Here is a 24,801-nt window from a genome sequence, read left to right on the forward strand (position 1 = left end):
CCGCTCGGCGCACAGGAATTCTCGGTGCGCAGAATTCTACAGGCGATGACTTATCCGGTAAAGACCGCCCCCGCGGGGACCGTTCACTGCCGCGGCGATCACCGGACGAAGAGGGTCACGACCGTCGGCACGCGCGTGACGCCGCCTGCGGTCGCGGCACACGGCCGTCCGGAACAGGCATTTCGTGCAGCGCAAAGGACTATACATACGGTGTATACACCGCATGTATAGTCTCGGCATGCCTTCACTGACCAGGAAGATGAAAAGACCGGGGACCAGGTTCCGTGCGGCGGCGGCGATCTCCGCCGTCGTCGCGCTGGCCCTGCCGCTCACGGGGTGTACGACGCTCCACACCACCGCGCCGAGCGCCGCCCGCGCGCAGGGCACGGCCGACGTACAGGCGCGGTTCGGGACCGTGGACTGCCGGGAGGTCAAGTGCATCGCGCTGACCTTCGACGCCGGCCCGAGTGAGCACTCGGCCCGGCTGCTCGACATCCTCAAGGAGAAGCAGGTCCCGGCGACCTTCTTCCTGCTCGGCAAGCGGCACATCGAGAAGTACCCCGAGCTGGTGAAGCGCATGGCCGACGAGGGACACGAGGTGGCCAGCCACACCTGGGACCACAAGATCCTCACGCGGATCTCGCCGGAGCAGATACGGGAGGAGCTGCAGAAGCCGAACGACGCCATAGAGCGGCTCACCGGGCACAAGCCGACGCTGATGCGGCCGCCGCAGGGCCGCACGAACGACACCGTGCACAAGATCAGCCGCGAGCTCGGTCTCGCCGAGGTCCTGTGGAGCGTGACCGCCAAGGACTACCGGACGAGCGACCCGAAGCTGATCCAGAAGCGCGTCCTGCAGCAGTCGTCCCGGGACGGGATCATCCTGCTGCACGACCTCTACCCGGGCACCGTGCCCGCGGTGCCCGGGATCATCGACGCGCTGAAGAAGCGGGGGTACGTGTTCGTCACGGTGCCGCAGCTGCTGGCACCGGGGAAGGCCGAGCCCGGCACGGTGTACCGGCCTTGACAGGAAATCAGGGAATACCGGGGGAAATCAGGAGACTCCGCCGAGCCGTACCGGCAGTGTCCGGTAGCCGTGGCCGATGAACGACTCGGCGAGCCGCGCCGGTCCCGCCGACTCGTCGAGGCTCAGCCCGGGGAACCGCTCGAACAGAGCCGGGAGCGCGACGGACGCCTCCAGCCGGGCCAGCGGGGCGCCGATGCAGTAGTGAACGCCGTGGCCGAAGGCGAGGTGCTCCTTGTCGGCGCGGGCGATGTCGAAGCGGGCCGCGCTGTCGCCGTGCCGCAGGGGGTCGCGGCCGGCCGCCGCGTACGTCGCGAGGATCGCGTCGCCCTGCGGGATCAGCGTGCCGTCGGGGAGTTTGATGTCCTCGACGGCGTACCGCAGCGGGAGGTTGGCGATCGAGGGGGCCCAGCGCAGGGTCTCCTCGATGACGTCGCTCCAGGGGACCTCGCCGCCGAGGACGCGGGCGAGCTGGTCGGGGTGGCTCAGCAGGGCGTGCACCGCGTTGCCGATCAGGTTCACGGTCGTCTCGTGGCCCGCGCCGATGACGAGGAGGAGGGTGTCGATCAGCTCGGCCTCGCTGAGCTGGGAGCCCTCCTCGTCGCGGGCCGCGATCAGAGTGGTCGTCATGTCGTCGCCCGGCTGCTCGCGCTTCGACGCGACGAGACCGGCGAGCAGTTCATGGATCTCCTGCCAGGTCGCCATGGCCTGTTCCGGAGTGATCGTGGTGTCCATGTTGGCCTCGATGAGGCGCGCGGTGTCGGCCCGCTTCTCCTCGGGCAGGCCGAACAGCTCGCAGATCACTTGCATCGGGAGCGGGTGGGCGTAGGAGGACCGGAGGTCGGCCCGCCCGTCGGGCGCCTCGGCCATGCGGTCGAGGAGAGTGGCGGCGAGTTCTTCGATGCGGGGCTTCAGGGCATCCGTACGCCGCTTCGTGAATGCCGGCGAGACGAGCTTGCGCAGCCTGCGGTGGTTGGCGCCGTACGCGGTGAACATGTTGGTCACGCCGACCCAGAGATTGATCCAGCTGTCCCGGTACGCGCCGTCGATCCACGCGGGCCAGTGCTGGTTGGGGTCCTTGGAGACCCGGTCGTCGGCGAGGAGCCGCTTGAGGATCTCGTACTGGGTGGGGGCCCAGGCCCGTATCCCGCCCGGAAGTTCGACGGGGGCGACGGCGATGGGGGCACCTCCCGTGCCCTTGAGGCTACGGGGGAGCTCGCGCAGCCGGTCCGCCTCCCCGTGGAGGTCGGCGCCTGCGGGATCGATGACGTAGGGCTGGTCCGGCACGTGGGCTCCGTTCGCGGGTGGGTCACCAGGCGAGGTGCAGTGTTTCGGGTGAGCGGTGGATCATGGTCGGTCGCATGGTAACCGGGTGGTCCGCGGCGAGCCGAAGGTCTGGCAGTCGGCGTGTCAACAGCTCCAGGGAGATGCGGAGTTGCTCGCGCGCGAGCTGTGCGCCGGGGCAGGCGTGCGCCCCGAATCCGAAGGACAGATGGCGGCCGGGCTCGCGGGTGATGTCGAACTCGTCCGGCCGTGAGTGGCGCGCTCCGTCCCGGTTCGCCGCGCCGAAGGCGACGAACACGCTTGATCCTTCGGGCAGTTCGGTACCGGCCAGGGTGACCGTGCGAGTGGTGACGCGCCGGAATCCCTGCAGTGCGGTGTCGTAGCGCGCGGCCTCTTCGACGGCCGCGGGGATGCGGTCGGGTTCCGCGCGAAGAAGCTCCCACTGGCGCGGGTGCCGCAGTAGATGCAGCACCGTGCTGCCGATGAGGGCGGTAGTGGTCAGATGGCCCGCGAGGAGCAAGTTCTGCAGATGCGCCACGAGTTCATGTCGCTGATCGAGCGTCAACTCACCGTCCCCGGGAGCGAGGGAGGCGATGAGTTCGGTGGCGAGGTCCTCCCGCGGACGGGCGCGGCGCTCACGTATGAGCTCGTCGAGGATGTGCTGCATCGTCACGACATCCTGGGCGGCCGCCACTTGCTCGTCCTCGTCCAGGGGGCGGAACAGCAGCTCCTCGGCCCGATGGCCGCCGTGGACGACGGCGGATACCTCCCCGGGGTGCAACCCGACGATCTGCCCGATGACTTCACCCGGCAGCCGCCGCGCGTATCCGGACATCAGCTCGACGTGACCGTCCTTGGCGAAGGCATCGACGAGCGCGGCGGCGCGCTCGGCGGCGTACGGGAGGACGGCCGCGACCCGCGCCGGCGACAGGCCCCGGACGATCGGGGCCCGGAGCTCCTGATGCCGGTCCCCGTCGGCGGTGACGACAACGGGGCGCCCGCCGAATCCACCCCCCAGCACGGCCAGCGCGGCGGGCGACGGCAGTACGTCCGGCCTCAGCGCGTTGGCCGACGAGAAGTCCTCCGACCGCCGCAACACCTCTCGTACGTCCGCGTCCCGACACACCAGCCAGGCGTCCAGCTCGGACACGTGCACAAGTCCGTCGGTGCGCCGCGCCCGCGCGTAGTGCGGGTAGGGATCGCGCTGCAACTCATCGAGCCTGCCGTGCAGTTCAGGATCCACGGGGCGCCCTCCGGCCACGGGTGCGGGGTCGCGCTCATGGTGTCGCAGGGTGGGGAGGGGTGGTAGGGGCACTTTCCGGCCCCGGGGATCAGGGTGTTCCGGCCCCGGGGAGCAGGACGTTCCGGCCCGATGGCGCAGGCAGCGCGAACTCAGAGCGGTGGAGGAAACCCCTCTGGTGGCACGCCTCTGCGGCGTCCAGCTCCCTCTGCGCGAGCAGCGCGTCGCCCTCCGCGATCGCCTGTTTCGTACGCCTCGTGCGATATCGCCGTGACGGACCGCCAGCAGCCATGGAGGCCTCCTCCCGGCGATTCGTCAGAACACGACGGTCCAGCCCTCGCGTCGCGCCTGCTGGGCGGTGTACGAGACGCCGTGCACCTTCAGGCCGTCGGCGCCCAGCAGGGTGATCTGACCGCCGCTGTTACCCAGTTGGACTCCCTCCGTCAGGGGCACCAACAGGCAGGCACCGGCGGCGAGTCGACCGGCGGGCACTGCGCAGGTGTGGCCGAGCCGGTCGGCGATGCGCCAGCCGGTGAGGTCGACCGGGTCGGGCGAGGCGTTGATGAGCGTGACGTTCTCGGACTCGGGCGAGGGTCCCTTGGGATTGGCCAGGGCCGCCACGATGCGGACCGGCTGACCGCCCGGCTCGGGGCGGGAGCCACCGCCGTTGTCCTGGGCGCGGGTGTGCCCGGTGGCGTCATCCGTGTGCCAGGACTGGCTCTGGAAGGCGAGGAAGACGCCGACCCAGCGCGACTGGGCCGGGAAGTGGATCAGCAGCCCGCCGTCCTGCCAGACACCGTCGTCGTCCTGGAATCGGGCGCTGTTGCCCTGGTTCATATGGATGTCGTGCACGCCGTTCCCGGGCAGGAATCCGAAGATCTTGTCCCGGACGGAGGGCTCGGGGCCCCAGCGCTCGCCGAAGACGTACAGCCGGGCCTCCGGATCGGCGACCGCGCGCCGTACGTAGTGGTCGAGCAGGTCGGCCAGGTCGTTGTCGGGGCCTTCCGCGTCCGGTGGCAGCGTGCGCAGTTGCGCCGGGTCGAAGAGGTTCCCTCGTACGAAGTCGAGGTTCGGTCCGCCGGGTCCCGACGGCAGCGTGTTCCAGCCGGAGGTCAGGCCCTCCAGGTGTGCGGTGACCGGGTGCTGGAAGTCGTCGTTGACGAGATAGAGCAGCTCGGACGGCCTCTCCTGCGACTTCACATTGACCGAGGCCCGGTAGTCGGTTCCTTGATCGTCCGTCAGATGGATCTGGTAGTGCGGGGTGTCGACGGATCCCTCACGTCGGGTGTCGACCGCCCGTGTGATCAGTACGCCGTACGCCTTCAGCGGCATGGTCACCAACTCCCCCTGGGGGCGGCGGTATTGCTCGCCCCATGAGGTGAATGGTAGGGCGATGGCACCCGATATCAGCCGGTTGCGTGAGAGTTCATCTCCCGTTCGGCTGTCTTCGCGTGCCTACGATCTTCCCGTGGCCCTCTTTCTGCTGGAGCGCGCGTCCCCGCACCCCGTCGGCGAGAGCTGGCGACGCCTCACCGACTGGCCCCGGCACGCGGACGTTGTACCGCTGACCCGGGTCACCGTGCGCACGCCACCGCCGACGCGGGAGGGCACGGTGTTCGTGGCGCGGTCGGGGCTGGGGCCCTTGGCGTTCGACGATCCGATGGAGGTCGCCGTCTGGCAGCCGCCGCACGACGGGGTCCCGGGGCGGTGCCGGCTGGTCAAGCGCGGCACATTCGTCACGGGGTGGGCCGAGATCGAGGTGCACCCGGCGGATGCTGGGGGCTCGCGGGTGATCTGGCGGGAGGACCTGAGAGTGCGATGGCTGCCCGGGATCGCGGATCGGCCATTGGAGTGGGCGGCACGGTGGATGTTCGGGCGAGCGGTGGAGCGGTTGCTGCGGCGGGGGTGAGGGCACCGGCGCGTTCTCGTACGGCACTGAGGGCACTCGGGTGCTGTCTCGTACGGCACCAAGGCCGTCCGCGCGCCTTCTCGTACCGGTGACGCCGTCCGCACCCCCTCGTACTGCGCTGGGGCCTCGCCGAGGCACCTTGCCCCCGCCCGCCTACGCGGCCAGCAGCCCTTCCGCCTCCCGCACCACCAGCGGCAGCATCTCCCGTGGATCCTCCGCGCGGGCCAGCAGCATGCCCCCTTCACACAGGGCGCCGAAGACCAGTTGGCAGCGGGCCGCCAGCGCGGGCCCCGGGGTGCCGCCCTCGGAGCGCACCGCGTACTCCATCGCCTCGCGCAGCACGCGCAGACCGTGGTCGTACTCGATGGCACGGACCTCCTCCCAGCCGAGGACGGACGGCCCGTCGAGGAGGACGATCCGCTGGAAGGCGGGGTCGAGACACTGCTCCAGGAAGGTGCGGGCACCCGCGAGCAGGGCGGAGCGCGGATCCGGAGCCGCCGCGCCCGCGCGGGTCAGCGCGTCGGCCGACCGCTCCTGATGACGTACGAAGACGGCACGGAACAGCGCCGCCTTGCCGGCCGGGAAGTGGTGGTACGCGGCACCCTTGGTGACTCCGGCCGCCGCCGCGACGGCGTCGAGGGACGCGCTCGCGTAGCCGAGCCGACCGAACAACTCATCCGCTGCGTCGACCAGTTGGGCGGTGGTCGCGCCGGAACGCTCGGCCTGGGTCCGAGGGACCATGTGGCTCATCAACTCCCTTGACAGGCATACCGGGGGTACGTAACTTACCCAATCCAGTTACATACTCTCGGTACGGAAGTGAGCCGGGCCATGACGGCACAGGCACCACGACAGGAATCACAACCGGAGTCACCCAAGGGATCACAGCCCACACCCGCACCGCCGCGCTGCGCGGTCTACGGCGCCACCGGACACACCGGCCGTCTCGTCGCCGCCGAACTCACCGCCCGGGGAGCGGAGTTGATCCTCGCCGGACGGAACGAGCAGGCGCTCCGCGCCCTCGCGGCCGAGCTCGACACCCCCGAGCGGTTAGGCGTGCACCCCGCTCCCCTCGACGACCGCGACGCCCTGCGCGCCCTCACCGAGAGCGCCGACGTCGTCATCCACTGCGCGGGCCCGTTCACCATCACCGGACAACCGGTGGCGACCGCGGCCGCCGAGACCGGGACCGCGTACGTCGACCACGCGATCGAGCCGCACCACGTCAAGAATCTCTTCGACTCGCTGCAGGCCACCGCCCAGCGCACCGGCGCCGTACTCCTCCCGCAACTGAGCTTCTACGGCGGACTCGGCGACCTCCTCGCCGCGGCCGCCGCCGAGGGCGTACCCGACGTGGACAAGGTCACCGTGGGCTACGCGGTCACCGGCTGGCGGATGACCCAGGGGGCCGTGAACACCGCCAACCTGCTGATCGGGGAGATCGACCGGATCAGCTACCGCGACGGCGCTCAGCACATCGGGCCGGTCGAGATCCGCAACGGGGTCTTCCCGTTCCCACCGCCCGTCGGGCCCCGTACGACCATCATCCCGTTCCCGTCGGGCGAGGTCGTGACGATCCCCCGCCACATCCCGGCCCGCACGGTGGAGGTCCAGCTCACCTCGTCCACCTTCGAAGAGGAACAGATCTTCAACAGTGTCGACGTCGGCCCCGAGGAGCGGGCGCTGACCGAGTTCACGGTCGCGGTCCAGCTCACCGCCGCGTCCGGGGGCGGGCGCAACGCCCACGTCCGCGGCCGTGACATCTGGCGGGCGGGCGCGATCGCCTCGGTCGAGGCCGCCGTCCAACTGGCACGCGGGGAAGGCCCGGAGAAGACGGGAGTGCTGGCACCCGCCGAGGCCTTCCCCGCCGCCGACTTCCTGCGCCGGCTGACGGAACTCGGCGCGTTCACGCTGACATTGCCCTAGTCGTCCTGGCCGGCCGCGGCCTCAGGACGGTCCGACGACCGTGAACCATCACGCCCCTTCGAACATGGGCGGATCGGCGAACCGGACAAGTTCCAGAGCCTGTTCGGGGAACCAGTCCCCCGCGTTGGGGTCGACCATCCCCCGCTCCGGATCCTCGGGGCCCGCCGTACCGCGCAGGCACAGTCCGTCCGACTCGCCGGGCGTCTTGATCCACAGCCGGGCGTCCTGCAACGGGTCACCGGTGCGCAGGGTCGGACGGGCGCCGAGGCCCCGGTTCGGCGGATTGCACCAGTCCTGCGGGTCCGTGTATGCGCCCGTGGGCGGCGTCCAGGGCCCCTGCCCGTTGCGGCTGGAGTCGGTGACGAAGTGCTTCATACGGGACGGAGGTGTGTGCACATGCGCGTCGAGCCAGGCCTGCGCGTCGGTCCGCGGCCACCACTGGTGGGGGCACTCGGCGACGTTGCCACCCCCGTCGAGGTACGCCAGACACGACGAGATCAGCTTGCCGTACCAGGAGTTGGCGTCGTCGGTGTTGTAGTTCGAGGCGTTGGTGTAGAAGCCGGAGGCGTGTGCGATGCCGCCCTTGACGAGACGCGGCACGATGGAGTTGACGGTGTGCCAGCCCGGGTGCCCGGTGTCGAGATAGACCCGGGTGCCGGCCAAGGGCTCCAGCTTGTCCACCGCGTAGTTGACCTCCACGTACCGCGCGGCGGTCTTCGTGCCCTGCGCGTCGTCCTGGCCGCAGTCCGACGGCAGCAGCGCGAGGGCGTCGGGTTCGAGGGTGACGATCGCGTCGCGGCCCCCGATGCCGCGCGCGACCCCGTCGATCCACTCCTTGTACTCCGCCGTGTTGGCGGCCCCGCCCGCGGAGTAGTTGGAGCAGTCCCGGCCGGGGATGTTGTAGAGCGCGAACACGGGGATCGCGTCGGCACGGTCCGCGTCCCGCACGACTCCGCGGATCAACCGCTCCACCTGGGCCGGTGACTGATCGCCGTACCAGACGGCCTGCGGAGTGTTCGCCATGGCCAAGACGCCCGCCGCGTCGAGGAATTGGCCCGCTCGGGCGAGGTCGAGGGCCTGCCGGTACGCCGCCGGGTTGGCGTCGGGAACGTACAGCGAAGGTCCGTGGTCCACCGAACCCGCGGCTTGCGCCGATGGTCCCACGAAGAGGGCGGCCAGCCCGACCGACAAGGCGGCGAGCCATGTTGAGGCACGTCTCATCCGGGTTCACTCCTGTTCGCAACGGTCACGGGGGACTTGCGGGAGCGCTCCCACAGGAGACTCGTCGAGGGGCATGCGCGCGTCAAGGTTGGCGGCGACCCGGGATTCGTGAAGGGCGGAGTGTCAGCCCTTGCCCAGCACGCGCCTCGCCCCCGCGATCACCGCCGTGGCCAGGATCCATCCCGAGACGACGAGGAAGACGGCCACCGCCTTGTCGGCGCCCACCGGATCCCAGTTGCCGCGGTACCCGAGGCTCGCGACAGGGATGAGCAGGTCGAGGCTGTAGAGCACGGGGTCCCAGGTGCGCTGGGTACCGGTTCCCGCCGGCCGGAGCGGGTGGTGCGCGAACCACAGCGACCCGGCAGCGGCGAGGGCCAGCAGCCATACGAGGGCTCGGCGCGGCGCGTATCCGTACCCGAACAGCATGTCCTGCAACAGGCCCCAGACGCGGCCCGAGAACCTGTCGCGGCGGCGCAGGTGCCCCTCGCGGGCGTGGCGCACGGTGCGCGCCGAGCGTTCGTCGCCCGCCGCCTCGTACGACTTGGCCAGCTGCTCGAACGAGCCGGCGCCCGCGTGGATGTCGCGGGTCAACCAGGCAATGCGGGAACGGACTTCGACCGGGCGGGCGGTTTCGAGGCGCTTGTATGTGAAGCCTTCCAGGCGCAGCTCGCCCGGAGCCGGCCAGGTCGCCTCGGAGTCCACGAGCACGTCGACGCTCGCGTCCTGCAACACCACGGGGCCCGCTGGGGGTTTGCGCAGATCGAGCCGGAGGCGGGGTACGTGCAGTCGGCTGAGCAGGAGTGAGCCCGCGGGCTGCGCGAGGACGCTGTCGTGGAAGGTCACCACGCCGCCGACCTCGGCCGCGCGCAGAAGTACCTGGCCCGAGCTGCAAAAGCCCCAGTCGGCATACACACCTCCGCTGCAGACGAGGCCTGTGGCGTCGATGCCGCCCACGTCGGCGGCATTGAGGACGACGGCGTACGTGACTCGCGCGTCACGCAGGTAGAGAGCGCCCGAAGCGGACAGTTCCCGCGCGTGCACGGAACCGCCGACACTCAGGCGGGGCGCGAGCATCGACCAAGGGCTGCTGTCGGCGACGACCAGGCGCTCGGCGACGAGGTTGCCCGCGATGCGGGCGTCGGCGAGCTGGATCGCGCCCGTGGTGGAGCCCTCCCGGACCCGGCGTGGCGCGCCGGTGCTCTCGCCGCCTGCCGCCGGGTCGAGCAGAGGACGGTGCTCGACGGCTCCGCCGCCCAACCGGGCGCCAGACAGGCGCAGTTCGCCATCGACGACGATGCGGTCGGCGTAAAGCGCCGGGATCGTCGAATCGGACAGGTCGAGGCGGCCGACCGACAGGCCCTCGACCCGTATGAGCTCGTCGAAGACGCACTCCACGAGTTCGAGCCCTGCTTCGAGTCGGCAACCGCTCAGATCGAGGGTGCCGCGGACTCGTACGCCTTCGAGCCGGAACGGGTCGCCGTGCCGCGGCTCGTACCCGGTGATCGCGTCGCGCAGGCGGTCGGCGTGGACAGTGCCGCCTCGGGACAGCCTGCTGAGGGGGTGGGTCCGTCTGCCGCGTGCCATTGTCGTCCGCCTCTGCGCTCTTCGTCTCACAGCCCCGCAGGGCATACCCCACGCAGTGGCACAGGCACACTCGCCTTGCGTGGATACTAAGTTGATGGGCGTTTCTCTCGACATCTTCGGCCCGCGCGCGGCCGAAGCGCTCGCCGCATGGCAGAAGCAGACCCGCCGGAAAGTGTGGGAGGTAATCCCTCTCGACACGGGCGGCAGCGGTGCCCTGCTCGCATCCGTGTACGTGAAGGACGCGAAGAACCCTCGACGCCGGATGATCATCAAGCTCTGCTCGCCGGATGAGGAGTCCAGCGTGGAGCCCGGCAAGCTCCTTGACGCGCATGACTCCAAGCCCAGGGGCAACGAGGCGTTCTGCGACGAGCACTTGGTCGACCAGGCCTACGACGCGGTGCAAGTGGACGACTCCTGGGTAATGTTCCAGGAGATCGCCGGCAAGGGGAACCCGGAGATGGTCACGCTGGCCGTTCTCCAGTGGCAGCGCCGGCTACCCGACGTCGTGACCGAGATCGTACGGTCCCTTCTCGCCGACTGGAACCTCGACGAGGCGACGGAGACGGGAATGACGGCCGCCGAGTTCGTGGCCGAACTCCTGGACCAGCGCTTGGACGCCGGTGCTCCGCTGGATGTGTGGGCACGCGAAAGGCTCGGCCTGCCGAAGGGGTCGGTGCCCCGGATCTCTCTGCCCGATGGCAGGATCCTGCCCAACCCTCTTGATCTGGCCGATGGTTGCCTCCTGAGCAAGAGCTACCTGCCGTGGACGGCGCGGGGGCGTGCACACGGCGATCTGCATCCGGGCAACGTCATGGTGCCGGAGAAGAAAGACGCCGAGGCCGGAGCCTATGTCCTCATCGACCTGTCACGCTTCTCCGACCGCGCACTGCTCGCCCGCGATCCCGTGCATCTGTTGCTGTTTCTCGTCGCCGACTTCCTGCCCCACATGTCGGATCCGGCTCGCGCGGAGCTTCTTGATCTGCTCGTGAAGCGCGATCCGGCCGGGCTGCTCATTCCTCAGGGCCTGCTGAGGATCGTCGAAGGCGTACAGGCGGCCCCGGACGCGTGGGTGAGACAGCGTCACATCGCGGCCGATTGGCGTCAGCAGTGGCTGCTGTCGCTCCAGGCGTGTGCGCTGATGTTCACGGCGCGGGAACGGTATGGGACCCATGACCGGTGGTGGTTCTACTGTCTGGCGGCGGAGGCGGCGGGGGCATACCTGCGGGAGACCGGAAGGGACGAGCCCGGGGACGCGGTGGGTGTGCGGGAGCCGGAGCGCACCGAGACGCGGAGTGCACGGCCGAAGATGGTGACCGTGGCGCTGGATGTGGTGGCGAGACCTGAGGAACCGGACCGGGCGGTGGCACCGCAGGTGGCCGAGACCAGCGAGACTCGGAATTCACCGTCGAAAATGGTGACCACCGCGCTGGACGTGGTGGCAAGACCTGAGAAACCGGCCAGGGTGGTGAAATTGCCGGGGGCCGACAACAGGACCGAGGTCATCTCGACGCTCGACGCGATCGTGGACGCCTTCTCGCGCCCCTTGAAGGGACTCCTGGACAGCATGCCCATGACCGAGCAAGTCCAGCTCATCGCCCGGCGCGCCGGTCAGCTGAAGCGGCATCTAGGGGACAGGGTGGCCGCTGCCTCTCATGATCTAACCGGCGAAGAGGACTGGAACTTGCATCAAGTGCTCGGGCACCTGCGAAACGTCGCGTCCTGGGCGGACAAGCTACTCATCCTGTTGGATCCGACGCAGCGGAGTGCAGGATCGGTGATCGAGTCGGCTCAGCCATACCGCCTCCAGATCCCCCGTGTCCCCGAGCAGGCACGCCATCGCCTTGTAGAGGCGCTGGGAGAGCTGATCCAGGCTGCCCGCGAGGCCGCGACCTCCGTAGCTCCTCAAGCCACCGAGCCTATCCGTCCCGCAGGCGCCGACACCCCGTCGTGATGAATGGGCGAATGCGCCCCGGTCAGCGAAACCCCGCTCCCCCCACGCCGATTGGCCACGATCTCCGAGGCGATCGACAGTGCCGTCTCCTCCGGTGTGCGGGCGCCGAGGTCCAGGCCGATCGGAGAGCGCAGCCGCGCCAGCTCCAGCTCGGTCACCCCCACCTCCCGCAGCCGCTCGTTCCGGTCGAGGTGGGTGCGGCGCGACCCCATCGCGCCCACGTATGCCACCGGCAGCTGCAACGCGAGCTGGAGCAGCGGTACGTCGAACTTGGCGTCGTGGGTCAGGACGCACAGCACCGTGCGGGAGTCGACCTCGGTGCGCTCCAGGTACTTGTGGGGCCACTCGACGACGATCTCGTCGGCTTCGGGGAAACGGGTGGCGGTGGCGAAAACCGGGCGGGCGTCGCAGACCGTGACGCGGTAGCCGAGGAACTTGCCGATGCGAACCAGCGCCGACGCGAAGTCGATCGCGCCGAAGACGATCATCCGGGGCGGCGGCACCGAGGACTCCACCAGTACCGTGAGCGGTGCTCCGCAGCGAGAGCCCTGCTCTCCGATCTCCAGGGTGCCCGTGCGGCCCGCGTCCAGGAAGGCGGCCGCCTCGCCCACGACCGTGCGGTCCAGTTCGGGGTGGGCGCCGAAGCCGCCCTCGTGGGAGCCGTCGGAGCGGACGAGCACCGCACGGCCCAGCAGTTCGCCAGGACCGCTCACGATCCGCGCGACCGCCGCCGCCTCCCCGGCCGCGGCGGCGGCCAGGGCGGTCGCGAGCACCGGCCTGGCGAGGTCGCCGGAACGGACCGGCGTCACCAGGATGTCGATGATGCCGCCGCAGGTCAGGCCGACGGCGAAGGCGTCCTCGTCGCTGTAGCCGAAGCGTTCGAGGACCGTTTCGCCGTCCTCCAGCGCCTGTTGGCACAGGTCGTAGACCGCGCCCTCCACACAACCGCCGGAGACCGAGCCGATCGCCGTGCCGTCGGAGTCGACGGCGAGTGCGGCGCCCGGCTGGCGGGGTGCGCTGCCGCCGACGGCCACCACGGTGGCCACGGCGAAGTCGCGTCCCTGCTCGACCCACCGGTGCAGCTCTTCGGCGATGTCCAGCATGTCTCGGTCTCCTTAGACGAGGTAACAGCGGTTGTGTGGAGGGCGGATCCTGTCGCCGTGAGGCAGGCGCCGGTTCGACGACAGGACCCTGGGCGTCAGTGCACGCCCATCCAGCTCTCGATGGGGTTGAGGGCGAAGTAGACCAGGAAGATCGCCGTCAGGCCCCACATGAACGCTCCGATCTCCCGGGCCTTGCCCTGGGCGATCTTGATGGCGACGTAACTGATGACTCCGGCCGCGACGCCCGCCGTGATGGAGTACGTGAACGGCATGATCACCACGGTCAGGAAGACCGGGATCGCGGTGGCGCGGTCGGCCCAGTCCACGTGGCGGGCGTTCATCATCATCATCGCGCCGATGACGACCAGCGCCGCCGCCGCCACCTCGCCGGGGACGATCGCCGTCAGCGGGGTGAAGAACAGGCAGGCGGCGAAGAACAGGCCGGTGACGACCGCGGAGAGGCCCGTGCGGGCGCCCTCGCCGACGCCGGTCGCCGATTCGACGAAGACGGTCTGGCCGGACGCGCCGGCGACACCGCCGACCGCACCGCCCGCGCCGTCGATGAACAGCGCCTTCGACAGACCGGGCATCCGGCCCTGCGCGTCGGCCAGCTTGGCCTCCGTGCCGACGCCGATGATGGTGGCCATCGCGTCGAAGAACCCGGCGAGCACGAGGGTGAAGACGATCATGCCGACCGTCATCGCGCCGACCTGGCCCCAGCCGCCGAACTCGACCTTGCCGAAGAGCGAGAAGTCCGGCATCGAGACCGCGCTGCCGTGCAGCTCGGGGGCGCCGCTGGCCCACTGCTTGGGGTCGATGACGCCGAGGCCGTTGAGGACGACGGCCACGACCGTGCCGGAGACGATGCCGATGAGGATCGCGCCGGGGATGCCGCGTGCCTGGAGCATGAAGATCAGCAGCAGGGTCGCTGCGAAGAGCAGCACCGGCCAGCCGGCGAGTTCACCGGTCGGGCCGAGCGTGACCGGGGTCGCCTTGCCCTGGTGTACGAAACCGGCCTTCACCAGGCCGATCAGTGCGATGAACAGGCCGATGCCCATGGTGATCGCGTGCTTGAGCGCCAGCGGAATCGCGTTCATGATCATCTCGCGCAGGCCGGTGACGACCAGAAGCATGATGACAGCGCCGTACATCACGCACATGCCCATGGCCTGCGGCCAGGTCATCTGCGGGGCCACCTGTGAGGAGAGCACACCGGAGACGGACAGTCCGGCGGCGAGGGCGAGCGGCACCTTGCCGACGAAGCCCATGAGAAGCGTGGTGAAGGCCGCCGCGAACGCGGTCGCGGTGATCAGGGCCTTCTGGCCGAGCGTGTCCCCCGCCGCGTCCTTGCCGGACAGGATGAGGGGGTTGAGCAGCAGGATGTACGCCATCGCCATGAAAGTCGTGACGCCACCGCGCACCTCACGCGCGATCGAGCTTCCCCGCTGGGATATGTGAAAGTACCGGTCGAGCCAAGACCGTCCGGCCGGGACACGGCTACCCGTGCCCGCGTCCTCCGCGGCGGTCTTCGGCTCCAGTGACTGCTGGGTCATGTGGGCCTACTCCCAAGGTTCAAAGGGGCACCCGCTTCAACCGCCCTGACGGCCGGTCAACCGCTGCCGCGGCTGCGGGATTTGGGAAGGTGCTTCGGCCGCACGACCCGGGGGACGGCCCGAGACGAACGATGGGGACTGCTAGTACTGCTGGTACTGACTGGTGTGCCGGCGCTTACTGCTCTTCGCCGATGTGCCAAGTTCCGCGAGCGGTGCGGTACTTGAGTACTCCGGGCGGCGCGGCGAAGTGTGACGTTCCCTCGCCGCCCGGAGAGTCCTGCCCGGTGCCTTACGCGGTGCCCGTGAGGTGCTCGGGGCGTACCGGCGTCCGGTTGAGCTCCAGACCCGTCGCGTTCCGGATCGCCGCGAGGACGGCCGGGGTGGACGACAGGGTCGGGGCCTCGCCGATGCCGCGCAGCCCGTACGGGGCGTGCTCGTCGGCGAGTTCGAGCACGTCGACCGGGATGGTCGGCGTGTCGAGAATCGTGGGGAGCAGGTAGTCCGTGAAGGACGGGTTCCTGACCTTCGCGGTCTTGGGATCGACGACGATCTCCTCCATCACGGCGATGCCCATGCCCTGGAGCGTGCCACCCTGGATCTGGCCGATGACGGACAGCGGGTTGAGCGCCTTGCCGACGTCCTGGGCGCAGGCCAGCTCGATGACCTTGACCAGGCCGAGCTCGGTGTCCACCTCGACGACCGCGCGGTGCGCGGCGAAGGAGTACTGGACGTGGCCGTTGCCCTGGCCGGTGCGCAGGTCGAAGGCCTCCGTCGGACGGTGCCGCCACTCGGCCTCGACCTCGACGGGCTCGCCTTCGAGCACGTCGACCAGGTCGGCGAGGACCTCGCCGCCGTCGGTGACGACCTTGCCGCCCTCCAGGAGGAGTTCGGCGGTGGCCCAAGCCGGGTGGTACGTACCGAACTTGCGGCGGCCGATCTCCAGGACCTTCTCGCGCACGAGCTCGCAGGAGTTCTTGACGGCGCCACCGGTGACGTACGTCTGGCGCGACGCTGACGTCGAACCGGCGCTGCCCACCTGCGTGTCCGCCGGGTGGATCGTCACCTGGGTGACGCCCAGCTCGGTGCGGGCGATCTGCGCGTGGACGGTGACACCGCCCTGTCCGACCTCCGCCATCGCGGTGTGGACGGTGGCGACGGGCTCGCCGCCGACGACCTCCATACGGACCTTGGCCGTCGAGTAGTCGTCGAAGCCCTCGGAGAAGCCGACGTTCTTGATGCCGACCGCGTAGCCGACACCCCGTACGACGCCTTCGCCGTGCGTGGTGTTGGACAGGCCGCCCGGCAGCTGGCGGACGTCCGCCTCCTCGCCGGCCGCGAGCCACTGCTGCTCCGGCGGCAGGGGCATCGCCTTGACGCGGCGCAGCAGTTCGGCGACCGGCGCCGGGGAGTCGACCGGCTGCCCGGTCGGCATGATCGTGCCCTGCTTCATCGCGTTGAGCTGACGGAAGGCGACCCGGTCCATGCCCACCTTGTCGGCGAGCCTGTCCATCTGGGCCTCGTAGGCGAAGCACGCCTGGACCGCGCCGAAGCCGCGCATGGCGCCGCAGGGCGGGTTGTTGGTGTACAGCGCGATGGCTTCGATGTCGACGTCGTCGATCACGTACGGACCGACGCTCAGGGACGAGGCGTTGCCGACGACGGCCGGGGAGGCGGACGCGTAGGCGCCGCCGTCCAGGACGATCCGGCACTTCATGTGTGTGAGCTTGCCGTCCTTGGTCGCCCCGTGCTCGTAGTAGAGCTTCGCGGGGTGGCGGTGGACGTGTCCGAAGAAGGACTCGAAGCGGTTGTAGACGATCTTGACGGGCTTGCCGGTGCGCAGCGCCAGCAGGCAGGCGTGGATCTGCATCGACAGGTCCTCGCGGCCGCCGAAGGCGCCGCCGACGCCGGAGAGCGTCATACGGACCTTGTCCTCGGGCAGGCCCAGGACCGGGGCGATCTGGCGCAGGTCGGAGTGCAGCCACTGGGTGGCGATGTAGAGGTCGACACCGCCGTCCTCGGAGGGCACGGCGAGGCCGGACTCCGGGCCGAGGAAGGCCTGGTCCTGCATGCCGAAGGTGTACTCGCCCTTGACGATGAAGTCGGCCTTCTTGGCGGCCTCGTCGGCGTTGCCGCGCACGATCGGCTGGCGGTGCACGATGTTCGGGTGCGGGACGTGACCGATGTGGTGGTCGTCGCGGCCCTCGTGGATCAGGATCGCGTCGGGCGCGGTCGCGGACGCCTCGTCCGTGATGACCGGGAGTTCCTTGTACTCCACCTTGATCTTGGCGGCGGCGCGGCGCGCGGTCTCCGGGTGGTCGGCGGCGACGATGGCGACCGGCTCGCCGTGGTGGCGGACCTTGCCGTGCGCGAGGACCGGGGTGTCCTGGATCTCCAGGCCGTAATTCTTCACCTCGGTGGGCAGGTCGTCGTACGTCATGACGGCGTAGACGCCCGGCGTCTTGAGGGCCTCGCTCGTGTCGATCGACACGATCTCGGCGTGGGCGACCGTGGAGCGCAGGATCTGGCCCCAGAGCATGTCCTCGTGCCACATGTCGGACGAGTAGGCGAACTCGCCGGTGACCTTGAGGGTGCCGTCCGGGCGCAGCGTGGACTCGCCGATGCCGCCCTTGGTCTTCGTGCCCTGCGTGATTTTGGTGGGCGTACCCGTGGTTCCCATGATCAGACCGCCTCAGACTGCCGGGCGGCCGCGAGGCGGACCGCGTCCATGATCTTCTCGTAACCGGTGCAGCGGCACAGGTTGCCCGAGAGCGCCTCGCGGATGTCCGCGTCGGTCGGGTTCGGGGTGCGCTCCAGCATCTCGTCCGCCGCGACCAGCAGACCCGGGGTGCAGAAGCCGCACTGGACGGCTCCGGCGTCAATGAACGCCTGCTGGATCGGGGAGAGTTCGGTGCCCTCGCCGGTCTGGGAGTCGGTGCCCTTGGCGGCCCACGCCTTGGCCTCGTCGAGCGTCGTGCCGGAATTCCCGGACGTGCCGCACGCGCCCGAGGCGCAACCGCCGTGCTCCGCGCGCTGCTTGGCGAAGTCCGCGAGACCCTCGACCGTGACGACCTCGCGGCCCTCGACCTGACCGGCCGCGACCAGACACGAACAGACCGGAACACCGTCGAGGCGGACCGTGCAGGAACCGCACTCGCCCTGCTCACAGGCGTTCTTCGAACCCGGCAGGCCCAGGCGCTCCCGCAGCACGTACAGAAGGGACTCGCCCTCCCACACGTCGTCGGCTTCCTGCTGACGGCCGTTGACCGTAAAATTGACGCGCATTACGCGACTCCCTCCGTGCGAGCGGCGGTGCCGCGGTAGGACTCCCAGGTCCAGGTCAGGGTGCGGCGGGCCATGATGCCGACCGCGTGGCGGCGGTAGCTCGCCGTGCCCCGGACGTCGTCGATCGGGTTGCAGGCGGCGGAGCACAGGTCCGCGAACTGCTTGGCGACCGAGGGGGTGATGATCTTTCCGTTGTCCCAGAAGCCGCCCTCTTCGAGCGCCGCGTTCAGGAACTCCTCGGCGGCCTTGGCGCGGACCGGGGTCGGCGCGGCCGAGCCGATGCCGGTGCGGACCGTACGGGTCTCGGGGTGCAGAGCCAGTCCGAAGGCGCACACCGCGATCACCATCGCATTGCGGGTGCCGACCTTCGAGTACTGCTGGGGGCCGTCCGCCTTCTTGATGTGTACGGCCCTGATCAGCTCGTCCGCCGCGAGCGCGTTGCGCTTCACGCCGGTGTAGAACTCGTCGATCGGGATCAGCCGCGAGCCGCGTACGGACTCGACCTCGACCTCGGCGCCCGCCGCGAGGAGCGCGGGGTGGGCGTCACCGGCCGGGGAGGCGGTGCCGAGGTTGCCGCCCACGCCGCCGCGGTTGCGGATCTGCGGGGAGGCCACCGTGTGCGAGGCCAGGGCCAGGCCGGGAAGCTCGCCGCGCAGGTTCTCCATGATCTGGGTGTACGGAACGGAGGCGCCCAGGCGCACGCTCTCCTCGCCGACCTCCCACTCGCTCAGCTCGCCGATGCGGTTCAGGTCGAGGAGGTACTCGGGCCGGCGGTGGTCGAAGTTGATCTCGACCATCACATCGGTGCCACCCGCAATCGGCACAGCGGTGGGGTGCTCAGCCTTGGCGGCGAGCGCCTCCTCCCAGCTGGCGGGGCGAAGGAAGTCCATGAGTGGCTCTCTTCTTCGTATCGTGGGTCGTTCTGTTTGAGCCAAAGATCGTGTGCGGCGGCCCGGCTCGTTCATGAGTTGTTAACGCGGATTGGGGTCAGTACACCGCGCCGTAGAACACCGGGGTCAGTCACCGAAACCATGAAGGAGTTGGCTGGCCAGGGCGCGCATCTTGTAGATTCGTATGAACGGAGGTCACCAGTAACCTCCTTGGTTTCCTCTGGAAACTTCGAGCACGGCCCGGGACGGAGAGAGCACAGCTCGCAAAAGCCCAGCACACAGCCTCGCAGGGGCTGGGACCACCACCTGAGGACCCCCTCGGGCCGCGCTACGGAGCCCGGGAATCCGCTCACGGGGTCCTCACCACAGATCCATCGTAGATTTCGAGACAAAGAACGGCGGCGACGAGAATGCGGCTGCGCGCACTGCTGGACACCGACGCGCTGGGCCTGCGGCTGCTCGGCGGCGAGGACGAGCTGGACCGCACCGTCCGCGGTGTGATGACCACGGACCTCAAGGACCCCAGCCGCTATCTCTCCGGCGGTGAACTGGTCCTCACCGGCCTCGCCTGGCGGCACGACGCCGACGACTCGGAGCCCTTCGTGCGCATCCTCGCGAGCGCCGGGGTCGCGGCGCTGGCCGCAGGTGAGGCGGAGCTCGGCGACATCCCCGACGACCTCGTCGTGGCCTGCGCCCGGCACCGGCTGCCGCTGTTCGCGGTGAACGAGTCGGTGGCCTTCGCGACGATCACCGAGCACGTCGTACGGCAGGTCTCGGGCGAGCGCGCCGGGGACCTGGCGGCGGTGGTGGACCGGCACCGCCGGATGATGACGTCGGGCCCGGCCGGCGGCGGTCCCGACGTGGTCCTGGACCTGCTCGGCACCGACCTGGATCTGCGGGCCTGGGTCCTCTCGCCCACCGGACGGCCCATCGCCGGCTCGAAGCTCTCGGGCCCCGGACTGCCCGCGGACGTGTGCGCCAAGCTGGCCGCCGAGCATCTGGCGGCGACACGCACCGGACGCCGCGGACCGCACCGGGTGGCGGTCGGCACGACGACGTACTCGCTCTTCCCGATCCGCTCGTCCGGGCGCTCCACGGGCGCCTCCCGGGACGTGCGCGAGACCGTGCTGTCCGACTGGCTGCTCGCCGTCGAGGCGGACGCCGGGGACTGGCCCGAGGAGCGGCTCGATCTGCTCCAGGGCGTCACCCAGCTGATCGCGGTGGAACGGGACCGGCGGGACGCGGCGCGCACGGTGCGCCGACGGCTCGCGCAGGAGGTCCTGGAGCTGGTGCAGACGGGCGCCGCGCCCGCCGAGATCGCGGCGCGGCTGCGGGTGGCCGCGCCGGTGCTGCTGCCCGGGCTCGGGGCGGCCCCGCACTGGCAGGTGGTCGTCGCCCGCGTCGAGTGGGACGAAGTGAGGGGCGGGCCCGCAGGGCCCTCGGTCGAGGGTGGTGGCGGGCGACGGGCGGGAGAGATCGAGGGCGGTCCGGTCGCCCAGTCGCTACTGGAGGAGATCCTCGTCGACCCGCTCTCGACGGGTCCCGAGCACTCCGACCGCATCGCCGTCGCCCACACGGGTGACGAGGCGATCGCGCTCGTCCCCCTGCCGGCGGTGACGACGGAACACGACGGCTCCGAGTTGGGGCTGCTCGCCGACGCGCTCCTGGAGGCCGTACGGGACCCGCTGTCGGCCGGCCTGAACGACGACGGGCGGCTCACCCTCGGCGTCAGCGCCGCCGTGCACTCGGCGGAGGGGCTGCGCGGCGCGCTGGAGGAGGCCCGGCACGCACGCCGGGTCGCCGCGGCGCGGCCCGGGCGGGTGTGCGCGGCCGGGCACCAGGAGCTCGCGTCGCACGTGCTGCTGCTCCCCTTCGTGCCCGACGACGTGCGCCGCGCCTTCACCGCCCGGCTGCTCGACCCGCTGCGCGACTACGACCGCCGCCACCGCGCCGAACTGATCCCCACGCTGGAGGCGTTCCTCGACTGCGACGGCTCGTGGACGCGCTGCGCCACGCGCCTGCACCTGCACGTCAACACGCTGCGCTACCGGATTGGCCGCATCGAGCAGTTGACGAGTCGGGACCTGTCGCGACTGGAGGACAAGCTCGACTTCTTCCTGGCATTGCGTATGAGTTGAGGTCGCGGGCTCGTCGGCCCCAGGGTCCCCAAGTGCCGCCGGTGTCCCACGACTTTGTGAAATCCTTCACCCACCCCCTTGGCCGGGCCCCGCGATCCGTGCTGAGATGCCACCACTCAACAGCTCAATGGTGTGCTCGGGGAGGGCAACGTGGCGCATACCGCCATGTCTGGTTCCGGAACGACTGCAGGGGACGATCCACTCCAGACCGCGGTATGGCGGCTGCGCTCGCGCGCCTGCTGGGCCGACGCGGCCGCGCTGCTCAAGCCGCACACCGCGGGGGCGGCGCTGCAAAGAGCCTCGCTCCTCGTCGAACGGTGCCTGTACACCGAACAGGGCTGGGCCGAGGCCGAGGACGCGCTGCGCACGGCGGAGGCGGTGGCGCAGAGCGACGACGAGCGGGGCGCGGCGGCCTGCGAGCGCGGGCAGCTCGCGTACGCGGCCACGCTGCTCGGCGTACGTGACCGGGCGGACGAAGCGCGCGCGGCGCTCGGCCGGGCGGCGGCGCTCCTCACTCCCGGGGGGCCCGGGCGGGCCCTCCTCGACTTCCGGCGGGGGCTGCTCGCCGAGAACCTCGCGCGGTCACCGCAGGCCGCGCGGGCCGCGTATCGGCGTGCCCACGCGGGTGCGGTCGCCCATGGCGATCCGCTGCTGCTCTCCTTCACCTGGCGGCATCTCGCCGGACTCGCCCTACGGGACGGCGAGTTGGCTGAGGCTCGGCACGGGTTCGCCGAATCCCTGCGGATTCGGGAGGAGCTGGGGTACCTCGTGGGTACGGCTCCGGCGTTGGCGTCCCTGGCCGATGCGGAGGCCGAGCCGGAGGCGTCTCGGCTGCGCGCCGAGGCGGGGCGCTTGTTCCGGTTGCTGGGGGGTGTACCCACCTGGCTGGCGGAGCAGTTGACGCCGCCTGCGGCGACAGCCTGACGCCCGCTGGGAGGCAGTTCGCTGGCTGCGGCCGCGTCGTGGCTGGTCACGCCCACGCGGCGGAGCCGCAAATGTCGCAGCCCCGCGCCCCTTACGGGGCTGGGGCCTGTCCGGCAGATCAGGTCGGAGGGGAGCTGCGGCGCCTCATAAACGCAGGTGAGCGGGTCCTGGGGCGTCCAGCCGCGAGGCGGAGGAGGGCGACGACGCGATGGGGGGGTCCCCCTGTTCGAGCGAAGCCGAGAACTTGGGGGCGTCGGCAACCGACGACAACGCCGCAGATGGGCGCACCAGGACCCGCGTCTCCGACATGATCCGCCAGGACAGGCCCTAGTCGCTCTGGACGTGTGCCAACCAGTTTCGGGCGAACGTCGCCACGCTGGTGCGGAGTTCGGGGTCGTGGGCCACGTAGAGGGCCACCGCCACGATCACGAGGAGCGTGAGGAAGCCGCGCAGTCTGCCGCCGCGGCCGCCGCCGTACGACATGGGGCGGTGCACATGAGGCGCGCCCGAGTGAGGGCCGTGGGCGCGGGCCATGTCGTGCATCTGGCGGTGGTGGCGTACCTGGTTTTGATGGATCTGCTGGGCCTGCTGTGCGGCCTGCTGTGCCTGTTGCTGGGCCATCCAGGACGGGTCGGGCATCGGTCTCTCCCCCGGTTTTCGGTCCGGCTCTCGCCGTGTACGCGAAGGCACGCGTGCGGGGCGGGCCGGGTTCCCGGCGAAGGGGTGTGTTGCGCGGACCGTACGGATCCGTGACATGGGTGAGCGGAAGGGCACGTGCCCGCGGCGTCAGGACGCCCCGGCGAAGTGCTCCCGCACCAGGTACTGCACGACCGCCAAGTCCTCGGCGATCAACGCGTCCAGCAGGGAGGTGTGTTCGGCGGCGTCGGCCACGAGGTCCGCGCGGCCGCGGGTGACGGGGCCGCCGACCAGGGGCCACTGGGCGCGGCGGTGCAGGTCGTCCGCGATCTGCACCAGTTGGACGTTGCCGGCGAGGGCGAGCACCTCGCGGTGGAAGGCGCGGTCGGACTCGGCATAGGTCGCGCGGCAGCCCGAGGAGGCGGCCCGTACCGTCGCCTCGGCGAACGGGCGCAGCTCCGCCCAGCGGGCCGCGGGCACGGTGCGCGCGAGCCGCAGCAGCACCGGGACTTCGATCAGGGCCCGTATCTCGGCGAGTTCGGCCAGCTCCCGCGTGCCGCGCTCGACGACCCGGAAGCCCCGGTTGAGCACGACCTCGACGGCGCCCTCCAGTGCGAGCTGCTGCATCGCCTCCCGTACCGGCGTGGCGGACACCCCGAACCGCTCGCCGAGCGCGGGCGCCGAGTACACCTCTCCGGGGGCGAGCTCGCCGGTGACGAGCGCGGTCCGCAGGGCGTCGAGGATCTGCCCGCGTACGGAGGAGCGCTGGACGACGGGACGCGCGCCCTCGGCGCGCGGGCGCGGGATGGGCGCCTCGCTGTGCGTGTGCTCACCGCGAGCGGCGGCACCGGCACCGGCACCGGCACCATCGGCGGCGACACCCCGCTTGCGGTCCACGTCCGCGGCCTGCGGCTGCGCGGGTATCCGAACGGCCGCCTTACGGATGTCCGGGACCTCCGCACCGGCGGAGCCGTGCGCATTGCGCGGGCCGGCCTGCTCCACGGGGTCCTCCTCCGGGCTTGGTGGTACTTGGGGGTCATTGCGGCGGTTGTTACTCGTCCGTCAAGCACCATAGGCGCACACGGCCTCAGTTCAAACATCACGCACACGGGGTAAGGTAAGCCTTACCTGTAAACGATCGTGAAGTTGTGGTCCTCGCATGCCCGCTCCCACCCTCCCCTCCGAGACCCCGGCCGACACCGACGTACGCCCGTTCCCCTCGCCTGTCGCGGACGCGTACGCCCGGCTGACCGAGGTCTTCCCCGGGCTGAGCGTGACGGAGCTGGGACGCGGGGAAGCGGCCCCACGGGACGGCGGCTGGGTCTCCGCCGCCCGGCTCGCGGAGGGCGGGGCCGATCTCGACGCGTTCCTGGCGTGGGACGAAACACAGATCATCCGGGACTACGGACAGCGGGCACGGCCGGATGTCGTGGCGAGCTTCGGACTGCACCGGTACGCCTGGCCCGCCTGTCTGCTGATCACCGCCCCGTGGTTCCTGCGGCGCCGCGTGCCCCGCTTCCCTGTGGACCACGTCACATACGAGCGCACGCTCGGCCGCATGGCCGTCCGCGTCACGACCTTCGCCTGCCTGCCCGACGATCCGGCGGCCGGCCTGCCCGGCGCCCGGGTCGTACCGGACGAGGAGGCACTGCGGGCGGAGGTGCGGGCCGCCGCGGCAGAGCACCTGGAACCGGTCCTCGGCGGCTTCGGCCCGCGCATGCGGCGGCGCGGCCGGGCCCTGTGGGGCATGGCGACCGACGAGATCGTCGAGGGCCTCTGGTACGTGGCCCATCTGCTCGGCGAGGAGCGGCGCGCGATGCGCGAGCTGGAGCTGCTGCTGCCGGGGGCGACCCAGCCGTACGCCGGTTCCGCCGCGTTCCGTGAACTGACGGGTCCGGACGGGGAGTCGCTGCCCACCCGCGACCGGGCGAGCTGCTGCCTCTTCTACACACTGCGCCCCGAGGACACCTGCGCCACCTGCCCGCGCACCTGCGACGCGGATCGCGTGACCAAGTTGAATGCCGTCGCCGCCAGTTGAGGCACCCTCAGGACGGGGCACGGCTCCGGATCCCGTAAGATCACCCGCAACTGGGACACCCGCGCGGTTACAGGCGATTCACAACTTCCTCACTTGTC

General features: G+C 70.5%; 20 protein-coding genes. 7 read left to right on the forward strand and 13 right to left on the reverse strand.

The genetic code is table 11. The features are described 5' to 3' along the window. Positions 1-259 precede the first annotated feature (259 nt). Positions 260-1,027, forward strand: coding sequence for a polysaccharide deacetylase family protein (locus ACZ4RZ_RS29890; RefSeq protein WP_467749410.1), 768 nt, complete (start codon positions 260-262; stop codon positions 1,025-1,027). A 27-nt stretch (positions 1,028-1,054) separates the two neighbouring features. Here the strand turns inward: ACZ4RZ_RS29890 and ACZ4RZ_RS29895 are convergent, their stop codons facing one another. From ACZ4RZ_RS29895 to ACZ4RZ_RS29905, 3 genes are all read right to left on the reverse strand, one after another. Further along, positions 1,055-2,311, reverse strand: coding sequence for a cytochrome P450 family protein (locus ACZ4RZ_RS29895; RefSeq protein ID WP_467749206.1), 1,257 nt, complete (start codon positions 2,309-2,311; stop codon positions 1,055-1,057). A gap of 22 nt (positions 2,312-2,333) precedes the next feature. Beyond that, positions 2,334-3,551: a cytochrome P450 gene (locus ACZ4RZ_RS29900; RefSeq protein WP_467749208.1), complete on the reverse strand. Its 1,218-nt coding sequence runs from the start codon at positions 3,549-3,551 to the stop codon at positions 2,334-2,336. A gap of 312 nt (positions 3,552-3,863) precedes the next feature. After that, on the reverse strand, positions 3,864-4,880 hold the full coding sequence (locus tag ACZ4RZ_RS29905; protein ID WP_467749412.1) for a DUF2278 family protein: 1,017 nt from the start codon (positions 4,878-4,880) through the stop codon (positions 3,864-3,866). A 136-nt stretch (positions 4,881-5,016) separates the two neighbouring features. Here ACZ4RZ_RS29905 and ACZ4RZ_RS29910 point away from each other — a divergent pair, with 136 nt between their 5' ends. Next, the gene (locus ACZ4RZ_RS29910) at positions 5,017-5,457 is read left to right on the forward strand and encodes an SRPBCC family protein (protein ID WP_467749210.1); all 441 of its coding nucleotides are present in this window, start codon (positions 5,017-5,019) and stop codon (positions 5,455-5,457) included. 153 nt (positions 5,458-5,610) lie between these two features. Here ACZ4RZ_RS29910 and ACZ4RZ_RS29915 read toward each other — a convergent pair whose 3' ends face one another. Next, positions 5,611-6,198, reverse strand: a complete 588-nt coding sequence (locus ACZ4RZ_RS29915; protein WP_467749212.1) for a TetR/AcrR family transcriptional regulator — start codon at positions 6,196-6,198, stop codon at positions 5,611-5,613. A gap of 90 nt (positions 6,199-6,288) precedes the next feature. Between ACZ4RZ_RS29915 and ACZ4RZ_RS29920 the strand changes: the two genes are divergently transcribed. Continuing rightward, positions 6,289-7,383, forward strand: a complete 1,095-nt coding sequence (locus ACZ4RZ_RS29920; protein ID WP_467749214.1) for a saccharopine dehydrogenase NADP-binding domain-containing protein — start codon at positions 6,289-6,291, stop codon at positions 7,381-7,383. Positions 7,384-7,431: 48 nt separating this feature from the next. Here ACZ4RZ_RS29920 and ACZ4RZ_RS29925 read toward each other — a convergent pair whose 3' ends face one another. Beyond that, the gene (locus ACZ4RZ_RS29925; protein WP_467749216.1) at positions 7,432-8,604 is read right to left on the reverse strand and encodes a glycoside hydrolase family 6 protein; all 1,173 of its coding nucleotides are present in this window, start codon (positions 8,602-8,604) and stop codon (positions 7,432-7,434) included. Positions 8,605-8,727: 123 nt separating this feature from the next. Next, on the reverse strand, positions 8,728-10,188 hold the full coding sequence (locus ACZ4RZ_RS29930; RefSeq protein ID WP_467749218.1) for a hypothetical protein: 1,461 nt from the start codon (positions 10,186-10,188) through the stop codon (positions 8,728-8,730). A 94-nt stretch (positions 10,189-10,282) separates the two neighbouring features. Between ACZ4RZ_RS29930 and ACZ4RZ_RS29935 the strand changes: the two genes are divergently transcribed. Then, positions 10,283-12,139 (forward strand): hypothetical protein, encoded by a 1,857-nt coding sequence (locus ACZ4RZ_RS29935; protein WP_467749220.1) that lies wholly within the window; start codon positions 10,283-10,285, stop codon positions 12,137-12,139. Here ACZ4RZ_RS29935 and ACZ4RZ_RS29940 read toward each other — a convergent pair. The 5 genes from ACZ4RZ_RS29940 to ACZ4RZ_RS29960 all read right to left on the reverse strand — a co-directional run bounded on the left by ACZ4RZ_RS29940 (position 12,091) and on the right by ACZ4RZ_RS29960 (position 18,967). After that, entirely contained in the window at positions 12,091-13,242 is a 1,152-nt protein-coding gene (locus ACZ4RZ_RS29940) for an XdhC family protein (protein ID WP_467749222.1), read from the reverse strand. The genes ACZ4RZ_RS29935 and ACZ4RZ_RS29940 overlap by 49 nt on opposite strands. A gap of 95 nt (positions 13,243-13,337) precedes the next feature. Continuing rightward, positions 13,338-14,795 (reverse strand): NCS2 family permease, encoded by a 1,458-nt coding sequence (locus ACZ4RZ_RS29945; RefSeq protein ID WP_467749224.1) that lies wholly within the window; start codon positions 14,793-14,795, stop codon positions 13,338-13,340. Positions 14,796-15,084: 289 nt separating this feature from the next. Next, on the reverse strand, positions 15,085-17,472 hold the full coding sequence (locus tag ACZ4RZ_RS29950; RefSeq protein WP_467749226.1) for a xanthine dehydrogenase family protein molybdopterin-binding subunit: 2,388 nt from the start codon (positions 17,470-17,472) through the stop codon (positions 15,085-15,087). Between the two features lie 2 nt (positions 17,473-17,474). Further along, positions 17,475-18,077: a (2Fe-2S)-binding protein gene (locus ACZ4RZ_RS29955; RefSeq protein ID WP_467749228.1), complete on the reverse strand. Its 603-nt coding sequence runs from the start codon at positions 18,075-18,077 to the stop codon at positions 17,475-17,477. Continuing rightward, positions 18,077-18,967, reverse strand: a complete 891-nt coding sequence (locus ACZ4RZ_RS29960; protein WP_369250040.1) for an FAD binding domain-containing protein — start codon at positions 18,965-18,967, stop codon at positions 18,077-18,079. The genes ACZ4RZ_RS29955 and ACZ4RZ_RS29960 overlap by 1 nt, the downstream gene beginning before the upstream one ends. Before the next feature lie 410 nt (positions 18,968-19,377). Here ACZ4RZ_RS29960 and ACZ4RZ_RS29965 point away from each other — a divergent pair, with 410 nt between their 5' ends. Then, positions 19,378-21,105 carry a PucR family transcriptional regulator gene (locus tag ACZ4RZ_RS29965; RefSeq protein WP_467749230.1) on the forward strand — a complete coding sequence of 576 codons (1,728 nt, stop codon included), beginning with the start codon at positions 19,378-19,380 and terminating at the stop codon, positions 21,103-21,105. Between the two features lie 150 nt (positions 21,106-21,255). Further along, complete coding sequence (locus ACZ4RZ_RS29970; RefSeq protein ID WP_467749232.1) at positions 21,256-22,029, forward strand: hypothetical protein; 774 nt, start codon at positions 21,256-21,258, stop codon at positions 22,027-22,029. A 327-nt stretch (positions 22,030-22,356) separates the two neighbouring features. On the opposite strand, the gene ACZ4RZ_RS29975 is transcribed toward ACZ4RZ_RS29970, so the two are convergent. Further along, the gene (locus tag ACZ4RZ_RS29975) at positions 22,357-22,668 is read right to left on the reverse strand and encodes a hypothetical protein (RefSeq protein WP_467749233.1); all 312 of its coding nucleotides are present in this window, start codon (positions 22,666-22,668) and stop codon (positions 22,357-22,359) included. Between the two features lie 147 nt (positions 22,669-22,815). Then, positions 22,816-23,667 (reverse strand): GntR family transcriptional regulator, encoded by an 852-nt coding sequence (locus ACZ4RZ_RS29980; protein ID WP_467749235.1) that lies wholly within the window; start codon positions 23,665-23,667, stop codon positions 22,816-22,818. A gap of 157 nt (positions 23,668-23,824) precedes the next feature. On the opposite strand from ACZ4RZ_RS29980, the gene ACZ4RZ_RS29985 reads away from it, so the two are divergent. Next, positions 23,825-24,703, forward strand: a complete 879-nt coding sequence (locus ACZ4RZ_RS29985; protein WP_467749237.1) for a (2Fe-2S)-binding protein — start codon at positions 23,825-23,827, stop codon at positions 24,701-24,703. Positions 24,704-24,801: the final 98 nt, after the last annotated feature.

Source organism: Streptomyces sp. NPDC027189 (assembly GCF_055566975.1).